Consider the following 13,749-nt stretch of genomic DNA (forward strand, 5'->3'; position numbering starts at 1 on the left):
GTGGCCCGGGAAGCACGATCGAACCATGAACGACGAAGCTGCCGAACCCCGCGGACCTTCCACGCCGGGTGCCGGTCCCCAGGGCGAGCCGGCATCGTCCGAGAAGCCGCCCGCCGACGACACCACGACCACCACCACACCGCCACCACCGCCGACCGGCTCCGCGTTTCCGCCGAACGCCGGTGTGCCCCCGTGGCTCTCCTCGGCCGGCGCCGCATTCGCCCGTCAGCAACTGGTCCGCCCGCGTAACGGCCGGTACGTCGCCGGTGTCTGCGGCGCGCTGGCCCGGGCCACCAACACCGATCCGGTGCTGTGGCGGGTGATGCTCGCCGTGCTCGGCATCCTGGGCGGCACCGGTGTCCTGCTCTACCTGATCGGCTGGCTGATCATCCCGTCCGAGGGCGACAGCGCCTCGCCGATCGAGTCGCTGCTCGGCAAGGGGCAGTCCGGGATGGCCCCGTTCTCCGTGGTGCTGCTCGGCGGCGCCGCGCTGCTGACCTTCGCGTTCATCGTGAACTCGGGAGCGCGGGCCAGCATGCTCGCGGCTGCGGTGATCATCGGCGCGTTCCTGCTCATCAAGCGGGGTGGCGTACCCAGCCGGGAGACCACATTTCCGGCTGCTCCGCCGCCGCCGGCGCCGACCCCGCCGGCCCCGCCCACTGCCGAGGAGCCGACGATGGCGTTCACCCCGCCGGCCGCCACCGCACCGACCGCAGAACCGGTGACCGCGCCGCCGGCTCCGCCCCGCTACGAGCCGCCGACCGGTGGGTTCCGTCCGCCGTTCGCGCCGCACGGGCCGTACGCCGGATCCTCGAACCTGCCCCCGCAGCCGCCCGCGCCGGTCAAGCCGGCCAAGCCTCCGAAGCCTCCGAAGGAGCGCTCGGTCCTCGGCCGGCTGACCTTCTTCGCGGTGCTGGTCGCCATGGGCGTGCTGGCCGCGCTGGACATGGCCGGGATGAGCGTCGCGGTCTCCGCCTACTTCGCGCTGGCCCTCGCGACCATCGCGCTGGGCCTGATCGTCGGTACCTGGTTCGGCCGGGCCCGGGGCCTGATCGCGCTCGCCGTGCTGGTCACCTTCGGGCTGATCGTCTCGACCGGCGTGGAACGCTTCGGCCAGGACTTCACGCCCAGCGTGTACCGGCCGGCGAGCCTCGCCGAGGTGGCCGACCGCTACGACTTCACCTTCGGCAACGTCACCCTGGACCTGCGGCAGGTGGACTTCGCCGGTGCCGAGCAGTCCACCACGGTCACCATGAAGCTGGGCCAGCTGCGGGTGCTGCTGCCGCCGGAGGTGGACACCACCGCGGACGTCCGGCTCGACGGTGGGCGCACCCTGCTCTTCGGCAACGAGTTCAACGACGCGGGCAGCCAGTCGGCCAGCGACCTGGGCATCGACGGAGCCGGCGGCGGAACCCTGCTGCTGAACCTCCAGATGGAGGCCGGAAACCTGGAGGTGGCGCGATGAAGCCGCACCGCATGGACGCCATCTCGCTCACGTTCGGCCTGCTCTTCCTGGCCGTCGCGTTCTGGTGGGCGATCTCCCGGGTGGTCACGCTGCACCTGCCCGCCGTGGGCTGGATCGCCGCCGGTGGTCTGATCTTCTTCGGGATGGTCGGGCTGCTCGGGGCGCTCCGTTCCGGTCGCCGGGACCTGCCCGCCCCGGTTCCCGCCGAGGCGGTCATCGAGACGCCGGGCGACCTGCCCCCGGAGATGCACGCGTCGATCGTGCAGGAGCTCCTCGACGATCCGGGTCACCGGTTCGCCCGGGAGCACCCGGAGGACACCAGGGAACAACCCAAGCAGGACTGATCGTGTGCCATGCCCCGCCCACCGCGAGTTGACCGGTGGGCGGGGCAATATGCTCGCTGAATGACCCCGTATCCCGCCGTGTCCGCCACGCCCGTACCCGGCGTGGGTGCCCGGGCCGCCCGCGCCCTGACCGCTGAGTTCGCCCGGCAGAACGTGGCCACGTCCGCGCTGCTGGTCGGCGCCGATCACGCCTCGGCCGTGGTGGCCGCCGCCGTCGAGGCGCTGCTGCCCGGCGACACCCTGACCCTGGTTCCCGGAGAGCACAGCAGCACCGACCTGCTGCGCGGCCACATCACCGGCCTGGGCAGCTGGGTCGCCGACCGGGTGAAGGTCGTCGGAGCGCTCGACGAGGCGCAGCCCGCCGACGTGGTGATCGTCGGTGAGCCGCTGACCGGCACCGCCGACGAGACCCGGGCCTGGCTCGACCGGCTCGGCAAGTACCTCGCCGACGGCGCCGTCCTCTCCGTCGCCACGCCCGCCGTACCCGGACGCACCGCCGGTGCCGCCGCGGAGCTGTTCCGGCAGGGGGCGCTCTTCGGTGTCGGCTCCGACCTCATCGTCCGCAACCAGCCGCCGCTACGGGTGCACAAGCTCCGGTTCAGCCCGGCCCAGGTGGCGACCGCGGCCACCCTCGCCCCGGCGTACCGGCCGTCCAGCGTCCCGGTGACCCGCACCATGCACATCGACTCCAACGGTGTCGCCGCGGCCGGCATCGCGCTCGGCCTGGCCGCCGTCGCCCGCCGGGCCCGGCCGAACTCGAAGCTTTGGCTGCTGCCCGCGCTGGCCGCGGCCCCGGTTGCCGCCTTCTTCCGGGACCCGGAGCGGGACGTGCCGGCCGACCCGTCCGCCGTGGTGGCCTCGGCCGACGGCAAGGTGCTCTCGGTCGAGCGGATGCACGACGAGCGGTTCGGCCCGGGCGAGTTCCTGCGTATCGCGGTCTTCCTCTCCGTCTTCGACGTGCACGTCAACCGCTCGCCGGTGGCCGGCCGGGTGGCCGACTACTTCGTCGAGGAGGGCGGCTACGCCAACGCGATGACCGCCGCGGCCGAGCACAACGTGGCGGCCTACACCGTGCTCGACACCGAGCAGGGCACCGTGGTGGTCGCGCAGCGGACCGGCCTGATCGCCCGCCGCATCGTGCAGCGCGCACCGGTCGGCACGCTGCTGGCCAAGGGCGAGCGCTACGGCCTGATCCGTTTCGGCTCCCGCACCGACGTCTACCTGCCCGCCGACAAGGCCGAAGCCCTGGTCAGCGTCAGCGAGCGCGTAGTCGGCGGCTCCACGATCATCGCCCGCTGGAAAAACTAAATCCAAAACCCATTCGGGGTACGCGCTCCGCAAAGTCCCCACCCCACCACGCGCCCACCTGCCCACTCCCGGCCCCACCGCGACCGCCGGGAAAGGGCAGGTGGCAGCCAAGCAGAAAGGCCGCCCCTCGGGGCGGCCTTTCTGCTACGACCAGGACCACAACGCAATGCGAAGCGAGGCCATCAAACTCACACGCGCTTGGCCCTCATCCACAAGAACGGGCCGCTGACCAGGTAGGTCCCCACGATCAGCACGAAGGTCATCCGCGGCTCGACCAGCGCACCGACGATCGGAAGCAGCCACAGCCACGGCGGCAGCTTCACAATCCGGGCGAGCTTCGCGTACGGGAAGCTGGAGACCATCGCGAAGGCCAGCAGGGTGACCCCGCCGAGCAGGGCCATGCCGGGCAGCGGCAGGCCGATCAGCACGGCCAGCGCCAGCACCGCGGCGGCCATCGTGGTGGGCACGCCGCAGAAGAAGCGGCCGTCCTTAGGTGAGACGTTGAAGCGGGCCAGGCGGATCGCGGCACAGCCGGCGACCAGGGCGCATGCGACCGCGGCGGCGGCCTGCGGGACCGACTGGGCCAGCGAGGCGTAGACCACGACCGGAGCCGCGAGACCGAACGAACACATGTCGGCGAGCGAGTCCATCTGGGCGCCGAACGGGCTAGCCACGCCGAGCTTGCGAGCAAGCGCGCCGTCCAGGCCGTCGAACACCACGCAGGCCACCAGGAAGGCGGCCGCGATCCGCGGCTCACCGTCCATGGCCAGGAAGATCGCCAGCAGGCCGAGGCCGAGGCTGGCCAGCGTGCAGGCGTTGACCAGGGCGAAGCTGGCGCGCCGGGACATGGTGTGCTCACCGGGCAGCAGCGGGATCGGAGCCGGCACCGTCTCGGTAACGGCGGCGGGCACGTCCACAGGAACTCCAGGCGCGGGGATCAACACAGTCCGCACCGGTTCCGGCCCGGTGTAGAGAACCTCGGCCCGGGTAGCTGTGGCGGCCCGCCCGGTCTCGGCGGAGCGGCGGCCCACCCGAACCATCAGGGCTTGCCGGGCGATGGTGCCGCCGCGGCGCAGCCGGCCAGCCCAACGACGTCCGGCGGGACGGGGACTATCCGTCGTGCGACGCCGGCGCCAAGGGGAACTCGGCACGTGCTTCCTCCATGGAGTTCGGGTTTCCACCGGGCAGTTGCGGGAGACCGGCGAAATTGCGGGTTACACCATCGCACAGCGGGACGGCCTTGGCGAGTGGGTGAACAGTCCTGAGGTGCAACAACGAGAGCCGACGGTTTCATCCCTCCCGCGGACCGTCGGACACTCCCTCAACCTTCCGTGTAATGATTTTAGCCCGTACGGACCAGCGCTTCCCGGGTCAGCTCGGTGAGCGGCAGGTTGCCGGCCTTTTCCCGGGTGAACCAGGCAGCCTCGGCGGTCGAGCCGCCCGCTGCCTCGGTCACCGCCGCGGTGGTCGGCTCGTCGACCCGGAGCTGGTAGGTCACCCGGATCACGTGCCAGTCGAGCGGCACCCCTTCCGGACCGACCACCGCCGGGTCGTACCGGTGCCCGACGCCGAGCAGACCGACGACCCGCCCTCGTTGCGACGTCTCCTCGAGGAGCTCGCGGGCCAGGGCGCGTTCCGGGGTCTCCCCGAAGTCGGTGCCGCCGCCCGGCAGGTGCCAGTGGCCCGCGCCCGGGTACCCCTCGGCGATCCGGGTCAGCAGCACCCGGCCGGCCGGGTCGGTGGCCAGGCCGTACGCACCGAACCGCTGCACCCGTCCGGGCGACCGCTCGATCTCGCCGGCCGGCAGGTCGGCGCTGAGATCGGCCGGCTCGTCGAACCGGACGCCGAGGATGCGGGCTGCGAACGGCAGCAGCGGGCGGGCCGCCACGTCCGCGGGCGCGGCCCATTCGACGAGGTCGCTGGTGCCGTTCGCCTCGGACCGCAGATCGCCGCCGGCGGCCTCGACGTCGTAGACGATCCGGTCGGTGTGCTCGATCGAACCGTCGGGCAGCCGTGTCAGGTCGGCGAGGACCGCGCGGACGCCGCTGACGCGTACCTCGAGGCCGCTCTCCTCGGCGAACTCCCGGACGATCGTGTCGCCCGGGTGCTCGCCGTGATCGATGCCGCCGCCGGGCAGCGACCAGACGCCGGGGAACGCGCAGGCGTCCGAGCCACGAGTGAGCAGGACCCGGCCGTCGGTGGCGCGACAGACGCCGTACGCAGCGGCCCTTCTCTTGATCTTCACCGCCCCTAGATTAGTCGCGCCGCTCGCAACGCCTCGGCGGTGACTTCGGTGAGCCGATCGGCGGCGATCTCGGCGACCTCCTTGAGCGGCCACCACCGGGCCTCGTCGGTCGAGCCGCCGACGTCGTGGATCGTCACCGGGGTGGGCTTGTCGACGACCACCCGGTAGAAGGCGCGCACGCCGTGCCAGTCGATCGGATATCCCTCCGGTCCGAGGGAGGCGGCGTCCCGGTGGCTGGCCACGCCGAGCAGCTCGACCAGACGGCCCTGCTGGCCGGTCTCCTCGACGAGTTCCCTGATCAGCGCGGTGCCCGGCTGTTCGCCGTAGTCGGTACCGCCGCCGGGCAGGTGCCAGCAGCCGGCACCGGGGTACCAGGGCGAGATCTTGGTGAGGAGCAGGTTCTGGTCCGGGTCGGTGGCGATCGCGTACGCCGCGAAGCGCTGCGCCCGGTGCAACCCGTCCGGCCCCCGGTACGCGTAGAAGGAGGGGAAGTCGGGCACCTCCTCCGGCCGCAGGTCGGCGGAGGCCGCGGGCAGCCCGAGTGCCGCCGCGGTGAACGGTCGCAGGCGTAGCCGCTCGGCCTCCTCCAGCGTGTGCCAGCGCGCCAGGTCGGTGGGGTGGCCGACCCGGTCGATCAGGTTGCCGCCGCGTATCGACACCGAGTAGATGAGCCGATCGGTGTGGATGGTGACGCCTCGATGCGGCACCGAGCGCATGTCGGCCAGGACGTCACGCAGGCCCGAGACGGCGACGGAGAGTCCGGTCTCCGCCGCGGTCTCGCGGACGACGGTGTGGTTGGGGTCTTCGCCGTGGTCGACGGCGCCGCCGGGCAGCGACCAGACTCCGGGTGTGCCGGAGCGGGACGAGGCCCGGACCAGGAGGACGCGGCCCTGGTCGTCGCGGGCGACGGCGTAGGCGGCGATCCTGCGGAGCGGTTCAAGTGCGGGGGTCACGGGCGGCATTCTGCCCGGATTATGTTACCTCTCAAGAACTTCTGTCGGATTCCTGACAGGGGGATAGCTATCCGTAACCGCAGCTCAGGGCGGTTTTACCCGCCCTGAGCAATTGATCCGCTACGGAGGGTTACTCCCATTCGATGGTGCCCGGCGGCTTGCTCGTGACGTCCAGGACCACTCGGTTGACCTCCCGGACCTCGTTGGTGATCCGGTTCGAGATCTTCGCGATCAGGTCGTACGGCAGGCGCGACCAGTCGGCGGTCATCGCGTCCTCGCTGGAGACCGGGCGCAGCACGACCGGGTGCCCGTAGGTCCGTCCGTCGCCCTGCACGCCCACGCTGCGTACATCAGCCAGCAGCACCACCGGGAACTGCCAGACGCCCCGGTCCAGTCCGGCCGCGGTCAGCTCCTCCCGGGCGATCAGGTCGGCCTGGCGCAGGAGGTCCAGGCGCTCCCGGTCGACCGCTCCGATGATCCGGATGGCCAGGCCGGGGCCCGGGAAGGGGTGCCGCTGGACCATCGCCTCGGGTAGGCCGAGCTCGGCACCGAGCGCGCGTACCTCGTCCTTGAATAGGGTGCGCAGCGGCTCGATCAGCGCGAACTGAAGGTCGTCGGGGAGGCCGCCGACGTTGTGGTGCGACTTGATGTTCGCCGTGCCGGTGCCGCCGCCGGACTCCACCACGTCCGGGTAAAGGGTGCCCTGCACCAGGAACTCGATGTGCCGCTCGGCGTCCAGCTTGCGAGCCGTCGCCTCGAACGTCCGGATGAACTCGCGGCCGATGATCTTCCGCTTCTGCTCCGGGTCGGTGACGTCCTTCAAGAAGCCGAGGAACTGCTCCTCGGCGTCGACCACCACGAGCCGGATGCCGGTGGCCGCGACGTAGTCCTTCTCCACCTGCTCGGCCTCGCCCGACCGCAGCAGGCCGTGGTCGACGAAGACGCAGGTGAGCTGGTCACCGATCGCCTTGTGGACGAGCGCCGCGGCGACCGCCGAGTCGACGCCGCCGGAGAGCGCGCAGAGCACCTGCTTGTCGCCGACCTGCGCACGGATCGCGGCGACCTGGTCCTCGATGATGTTGCCGGGCGTCCAGGTCGGCTCGATGCCGGCGATGTCGTACAGGAAGCGCTTGAGCATCTCCTGGCCCTGCTCGGTGTGCGCCACCTCGGGGTGGAACTGCACACCGGCCCGCTTGGCGGTCAGGTCCTCGAACGCGGCGACCGGCGCGCCGGGGGTCGAGGCGGTGACCGCGAAGCCCTCCGGTGCGACCGCGACGCTGTCACCGTGGCTCATCCACACCGGCAGGTCGGCGGGGAGGTCACGGAGCAGGGTGCCGCCCTGAGCGGCGAGCAGGGTCCGCCCGTACTCCCGGGAGCCGGTGTGCGCGACCGTGCCGCCGAGCGCCTGGGCCATCGCCTGGAAGCCGTAGCAGATACCGAAGACCGGAACGTCGCTGTCGAAGAGACCGGCGTCGAGCGCGGGCGCACCCGGCTCGTAGACGCTGGACGGACCTCCGGACAGGATGATCGCGGCGGGGTTCTTCGCCAGCATCTCGGCGACCGGCATCGAGTGCGGCACGATCTCCGAGTAGACGCGGGCCTCACGGACCCGGCGGGCGATCAACTGGGCGTACTGGGCGCCGAAGTCGACGACGAGGACGGGACGCGGGGTACTCACCCGGCGAGTTTAACGGCGAAGGGCGGCCCCTTCCGGAGCCGCCCCTGGTCGCCGTGGTGGATCAGGCGCGGTAGTACGTACGGGTCGTCACGTACTTGAGGTTGCCCGCCCCGTCGTACGCCCGTACCCGGACCTTCATCGTCTTCTTCTGCTTGGCCACCTGGAAGCTGAGCTGGTAGCCCGCCTTCGTATCGGTGGCGACCACCTTGCCGTTCACCAGCAGCTGCACCTTGCGGATGCCGGACCGGTCGGAGGCCTTGACATTGATTCTGACGGTGCCCTTCACCTTGGCCTTGTTCTTCGGGCCCTTGGTGATGCTCACGGTCGGCTTCACGTTGTCGGCGATCACGACGCGGTAACCGCTCATGGTGCGGTTGCCGGCCTTGTCGGTGACCCGCAGCTGCAGCTTGAGCGCGCCGTTACGCCCGGCGGTGTTCAGAGCGGGCGCGAACGGGGCGGTGTAATCCACGCTGTGCCACTTGCCGTCCACGTACAGATCGACGGCGCGGATGCCGGACTTGCTGTCGGCCATCCCGGTCGGGACGATCGGCACCGTGCCGTGCACCGCCGCGTTCTGCCGCGGGCTGATCCCGCCCACGGTCGGCGGCACGGTGTCGGTGGCCTTGAAGAGCGAGGCGTTCGCGTCCACCAGGCCGTACTTCACCCGGTTGCTGATCTTGCGAGCGCTGGCGACGATCGAGTTCTGCAGGCTCCACCCGGAGTAGTTCGGACGCACCGAGGCGACCAGCGCGGCCGCACCGGCGACCAGCGGGGCGGCGAACGAGGTGCCCTGCAGGGTGTAGCCGCCGCAGTTCGTGTAGTCGCCGTCCCAGCAGTACCTGCCGTTGCTCCACATGCCGGCGGTGATGCCCGGCGCCGCGACGTCCACCCAGTTCGCGCCGTAGCTGGACCAGCTCGTCAGCGCGGTGCCGCCGGTACGGGTGTTGGTGGCGGCCACCGACAGCACGTCCGGGTACGCCGCCGGGTAGTTGACCGGGTTGCCCTCGTCGCCCTCGTTACCGGCCGCGGCAACCACCAGAACACCGCGGCCGTTCGCGTACGCCACCGCGTTCTGAATGGTCGTCGAGCGCGACGGGCCGCCCAGCGACATGTTGATGATCTTCGCGCCCTGCTTGACCGCGTAGATGATCCCCTGGGCGATGTCGTAGTTGTAGCCGACGCCGTTCTTGCCGCCCAGGACCTTCACCGGGAGGATCTGGCAACTGGCGCAGACCCCGGCCATGCCGGTCCCGTTGTTGGGGGTGGCCGCGATCAGCGAGGCGACCACCGTGCCGTGGCGGAACGCGCCCGCGTCGTTGTCGTTGGCGTCGTTGTCGTAGTTGAAGAAGTCGTATCCGGGAAGCACCTTGCCGGCCAGGTCACCGACCGGCGAGACGCCGGTGTCCAGGACCGCGACCTTCACGGCCGCGCCGGTCGTGGTGTCCCACGCCTTCGGCACGTTGAGCTGGGTCAGCTCTCGCTGGTTGCCGGCGGCGAAGACCGGGTCGTTCGGCGCCACGTCGAACGCCCGGGACTGCCGGTCCACCTCGACGTACGCGACGTCCGGGTCGCTCTCCAGCGCGGCGATCGCGGCCGTCGCCTTCGATCCGGCGACCTCGACGGACTTGGCCCGGAGCTCGACGCCCAGCTGACTCGACATCTTGCTGCGACGGGCGCTCGCCTCGCTCACACCGAGCCGGGCGGCGGCGGAGAGAGCGGCCGTGGCGGTGTCGACCCCGGGCTTGAAGCCCACGATGAGCCGCACCGGCAGCGAAGGCGATTCCGCGGCACCGGCAACGCCGAACCCGCCGAGGCTCACGGCGAGACCCGCGGTGACGAGCCCGACTGTGATGCGCCGGTGAGTGGATTTCATACGCTACTAGCCTCCCCCGTAGCGACGGTCGCGTATCGACGCGTCGCCGAGCCAGCGTACTGGCGATCTTGAATTCCGCAAGACCCGGGACCATTCAGCGGGATATGGACGAACGTTGAGCACTACACCGGCGGTCCTCTAGGGTTCCGCTATGCGGAACAGCAAGATCACTTGGGCGATGCTCGCCGGCGTCATCCTGGCGCTGGTCGCCGGCATCGGCGTCGCGGTAGCGATCAATCGGAATTCCTCCGAGCCGGCCGCCGCACCGGCCGGTCCCCAGCCGGGGCCCTCGGCCACGGCATCGGCCACTCCCTCGGCCTCGCCGTCGCCCGCCCCCTCACCCGGCGTCGACATCAAAGGCCCGCTGGATCTGGTGCTGGTCGGCGTCGACACCCGAGTCTCCATTCCGGACTGGGAGCCGCACGCCGACGCCATCATGCTGTTGCACGTGGACGCCGGGCTGAAATCCGCATACCTCTACTCGCTCCCCCGCGACCTGCGGGTGGACATCCCGGCCTACAAGAAGTCCGGATTCGGCGGCGGTCGCTACAAGATCACCGAGGCGATGAGCCGGGGGTCGCGCATCCCGGGTTCGAAGAAGAAGAGCGTCGCGCAGGGGTACGAGCTGCTCACCAAGACGCTCAGCCGGTACACCGGGATCAAGACCTTCCAGGGCGGCGCGATCCTCAACTTCGGCGGCATGGCGAAGCTCGTCGACGAGCTCGGCGGCATCGACATGACGATCGACCAGCGGGTCGAGTCCCGGCATCGCAAGCCGGACGGATCGCTGCGCCCACTCGCCCGCGGCGGCGGCGACTTCGTCGGGCCGCAGGCGGTGTACCAGCCCGGCAAACGGCACCTGGTGGGCTGGCAGGCGATCGACTACGCCCGGCAGCGGTACGGCCTGCCGAACGGCGACTACGACCGGCAGCGGCACCACCGGCAACTGGTCCGGGCGATCCTGGCCACGGCGATGAAGCAGGGGCTGGAGGATCCGGCGAAGCTCGGCGGGGTGATCCGCGCGCTCGGCAAGTCGCTGGTGTACGTGGGTGGGCGTACCCCGTTCGAGTACGCGTACGCCCTGCGTGACCTGACCCCGGCGAACATCACCATGGTGAGCCTGCCCGGCGGCGGGGTCGGCCGTGGCGGCGGTTACCTGGGCGAACAGCTGAAGGCGGAGGGCAAGGGCTTCCTCAAGGCGCTGGCCAGGAATCAACACGCCGCCTACCTGGCAGATCATCCCAAGCTGGTCGACAAGGGATAGCGCCGTAATCTCGAATCATGATGCGACGCGGCTGGCCGGCCCTGGTGCTACTACTGCTCACCGGGTGCTCCCCCGACGAGAACCGGCTGGCACCGCCGCCCAGCCCGTCGGCCGCGCCCACCTTCCGTCCCGGCACGGACGGTGCCGGTGACCCGTACTTTCCCAAGTACGGCAACGGTGGGTACGACGTCGCCGGTTACGACCTGAACCTGCGGTACGACCCGGGCGCCGGCCGGCTCAGCGGCACCGCGACCATCACCGCGACCGCCACCCAGGACCTGTCCCGGTTCAACTTCGATCTCGCTCACCTCAAGGCCGAGGAGATCACTGTGGACGGAGCGGCCGCCACCGGCACCGCCGAGGGCAACGAACTGGTGGTCACGCCGGCCGCCGGCATCCGCAACGGGCAGCGGTTCACCGTCGTGGTCCGGTACGCGGGCCGGCCCGGCCTGCTGGAGAACAAGACGCTCGGCAACGGCGGGTGGATGCGTACCGCGGACGGCGCCATCGCGCTCGGCCAGCCGGAGTCGGCCAGCACCTGGTACCCGGTCAACGACCATCCGTCGGACAAGGCCACCTTCCGGCTCGCGATGACCGTCCCGGACGGCGTCGAGGTGCTCAGCAACGGCGTACCCGGCGCGCGGGAGACGACGGACGACCTGACCACCTGGCACTGGAGCGAGAGCTCGCCGATGGCGAGTTACCTCTCCACCGTGGTCATCGGCCAGTACCGGATCACCACGGGCACCCACGCCGGCAAGCCGATGGTGACGGCGATCCCCGAGTCGCTCCCGGCTCGCGGCCCGGCGGCCCGGTCTCTCGCCCGGACCGGGGAGATCACCGACTTCCTGGCGGGGCACTTCGGGCCGTATCCGTTCGACGCCAACGGCGGCGTCGTGGTCGACGCGGACCAGATCGCCTACGCGCTGGAGACGCAGTCCCGGCCGGTCTACGGCAACACGTTCTTCACGAGCGGCCCCAACCCGGGGGTGGTCGCGCACGAGCTGGCGCACCAGTGGTTCGGTGACAGCGTGGCGTTGAGCCGGTGGCAGGACATCTGGCTCAACGAGGGCTTCGCCACGTACGCGGAATGGCTCTGGTCCGAGCACGAGGGCGAGGCGACCGCGCAGGAGCTGTTCGACCAGAGGTACGCCAGCTTCGACTGGCGCCTGATTCCCGGCGACCCGACCCCGGCCCGCATCTTCGGTGAGGCCGTCTACCAGCGGGGCGCGATGACCGTACACGCGCTGCGCCGCACCATCGGCGACCCGGCGTTCGCCAAGCTGGTGAAGTCGTGGACGAGCGAACACCGCAACGGCAACGTCACCGCCGAGGAGTTCACCGCGGCGGCGGAGGCGGCCTCCGGAAAGGACCTCGACGCCTTCTTCCAGGCCTGGCTCTACGGGACCGAGAAACCCCCGGCCCCGTAGAAACGCCGCGGAGCAATCAAGCCCTATCGAGGACCAGGGCTACCTTCTGGAACTCCTTGACGTCGCGGTAACCGCACTTGGCCATCGCCCGGCGCAGGCCGCCGAACAGGTTGAGCTGACCGTCCGGCCGGTCGGCGGGACCGTACAGAACCTCTTCCAGGGTGCCGTCCGGCTCGCCGGCGATGCAGAAACCACCGCGCGGCAGGGCCGGGTGGCTGGCGGCCGAGTGCCACCAGGCACCACCGGCCGGCGCGCCCTCGGCGAGCGAGAGCGGCTCGCCCAGCATCACCGCGTCCGCACCGCAGCCGATCGCCTTGGCGATGTCACCGGAGGTGGCGATGCCACCGTCGGCGATCAGGTGCACGTAGCGGCCGCCGGTCTCGTCCAGGTAGTCGCGGCGGGCGGCCGCGGCGTCGGCGATCGCGGTGGCCATCGGCACCCGGATGCCGAGCACCGTGTCCGTGGTGGCCCACTCGTCGGCGCCGACGCCGACGATGACGCCGGCCGCACCGGTACGCATCAGGTGCAGCGCCGTCTTGTAGTCGGTGCAGCCGCCGACGATGACCGGCAGGTCGAGGTCGGCGATGAACTCCTTGAGGTTGAGCGGTTCGTCCGTCGTGGACACGTGCTCGGCCGAGACCAGGGTGCCCTGGATGACCAGCAGGTCAACGCCGGCGTCGAGGACCACCGGTGCCAGCGCCAGGGTGTGCTGCGGCGACACCCGGACGGCCACGGTGACGCCGCCGGCCCGGATCTGCCGGACCCGCTCGGCGATCAGGTCCGGCTTGATCGGCTCGGCGTACACCTCCTGCAACCGCTTGGTCGCATCGGCGTCCTCGTCCAGCGAGGCGAGCTCCTCGAGGATCTTGGAGGGGTCCTCGTAGCGGGTCCAGAGACCCTCGGCGTTCAGCACGCCCAGGCCGCCGAGGCGGCCCAGGGCGATGGCGGAGTCGGGGCTCATGGTGGCGTCCGACGGGTGCGCGACGCAGGGGATCTTGAAGGGGTACGCGTCGAGCTTCCACTCGGTCGACACGTCGTCCACGTCGCGGGTACGACGGCTCGGAACGATCGCGATGTCATCCAGGTGGTACCCGCGCTGGGCGGTCTTGCCGAGGCCGATCTCCACGACGTCACGCATGATGGAAGCGCCTTCAGTCCTTTAATAGGCGGTGGGTGGGGTGGTTGGAAG

Annotated in this window: 11 protein-coding genes; 5 read left to right on the top strand and 6 right to left on the bottom strand. The window is 70.8% G+C overall.

Annotated elements, in window-relative coordinates:
* Window positions 1-25 precede the first annotated feature (25 nt).
* The 3 genes from I4J89_RS17610 to I4J89_RS17620 are packed head-to-tail and all read left to right on the top strand — an operon-like array spanning window position 26 to window position 3,117.
* On the top strand, window positions 26-1,465 hold the full coding sequence (locus tag I4J89_RS17610) for a PspC domain-containing protein (RefSeq protein WP_196415061.1): 1,440 nt from the start codon (window positions 26-28) through the stop codon (window positions 1,463-1,465).
* Window positions 1,462-1,809: a hypothetical protein gene (locus tag I4J89_RS17615; protein WP_196415062.1), complete on the top strand. Its 348-nt coding sequence runs from the start codon at window positions 1,462-1,464 to the stop codon at window positions 1,807-1,809. The genes I4J89_RS17610 and I4J89_RS17615 overlap by 4 nt, the downstream gene beginning before the upstream one ends.
* A gap of 60 nt (window positions 1,810-1,869) precedes the next feature.
* Window positions 1,870-3,117: a phosphatidylserine decarboxylase gene (locus I4J89_RS17620; RefSeq protein ID WP_196415063.1), complete on the top strand. Its 1,248-nt coding sequence runs from the start codon at window positions 1,870-1,872 to the stop codon at window positions 3,115-3,117.
* 188 nt (window positions 3,118-3,305) lie between these two features.
* Here the strand turns inward: I4J89_RS17620 and I4J89_RS17625 are convergent, their stop codons facing one another.
* The 5 genes from I4J89_RS17625 to I4J89_RS17645 all read right to left on the bottom strand — a co-directional run bounded on the left by I4J89_RS17625 (window position 3,306) and on the right by I4J89_RS17645 (window position 9,866).
* Complete coding sequence (locus I4J89_RS17625; RefSeq protein WP_196415184.1) at window positions 3,306-4,193, bottom strand: CDP-alcohol phosphatidyltransferase family protein; 888 nt, start codon at window positions 4,191-4,193, stop codon at window positions 3,306-3,308.
* Between the two features lie 266 nt (window positions 4,194-4,459).
* Entirely contained in the window at window positions 4,460-5,362 is a 903-nt protein-coding gene (locus I4J89_RS17630; protein WP_196415064.1) for an NUDIX hydrolase, read from the bottom strand.
* A 5-nt stretch (window positions 5,363-5,367) separates the two neighbouring features.
* Entirely contained in the window at window positions 5,368-6,315 is a 948-nt protein-coding gene (locus tag I4J89_RS17635) for an NUDIX hydrolase (RefSeq protein WP_196415065.1), read from the bottom strand.
* Window positions 6,316-6,445: 130 nt separating this feature from the next.
* Window positions 6,446-7,993: a glutamine-hydrolyzing GMP synthase gene (guaA, locus tag I4J89_RS17640; protein ID WP_196415066.1), complete on the bottom strand. Its 1,548-nt coding sequence runs from the start codon at window positions 7,991-7,993 to the stop codon at window positions 6,446-6,448.
* A gap of 61 nt (window positions 7,994-8,054) precedes the next feature.
* Window positions 8,055-9,866 carry a S8 family serine peptidase gene (locus I4J89_RS17645; RefSeq protein WP_196415067.1) on the bottom strand — a complete coding sequence of 604 codons (1,812 nt, stop codon included), beginning with the start codon at window positions 9,864-9,866 and terminating at the stop codon, window positions 8,055-8,057.
* Between the two features lie 151 nt (window positions 9,867-10,017).
* On the opposite strand from I4J89_RS17645, the gene I4J89_RS17650 reads away from it, so the two are divergent.
* The gene (locus I4J89_RS17650) at window positions 10,018-11,130 is read left to right on the top strand and encodes an LCP family protein (RefSeq protein WP_196415068.1); all 1,113 of its coding nucleotides are present in this window, start codon (window positions 10,018-10,020) and stop codon (window positions 11,128-11,130) included.
* A gap of 17 nt (window positions 11,131-11,147) precedes the next feature.
* Window positions 11,148-12,560, top strand: coding sequence for a M1 family metallopeptidase (locus I4J89_RS17655; protein ID WP_196415069.1), 1,413 nt, complete (start codon window positions 11,148-11,150; stop codon window positions 12,558-12,560).
* Window positions 12,561-12,576: 16 nt separating this feature from the next.
* Here I4J89_RS17655 and I4J89_RS17660 read toward each other — a convergent pair whose 3' ends face one another.
* A complete protein-coding gene (locus I4J89_RS17660; RefSeq protein ID WP_196415070.1) occupies window positions 12,577-13,698 on the bottom strand; it encodes a GuaB3 family IMP dehydrogenase-related protein in 1,122 nt (373 codons plus the stop codon).
* Window positions 13,699-13,749: the final 51 nt, after the last annotated feature.

The organism is Actinoplanes aureus, assembly GCF_015704865.1.
Lineage (GTDB): Bacteria > Actinomycetota > Actinomycetes > Mycobacteriales > Micromonosporaceae > Actinoplanes > Actinoplanes aureus.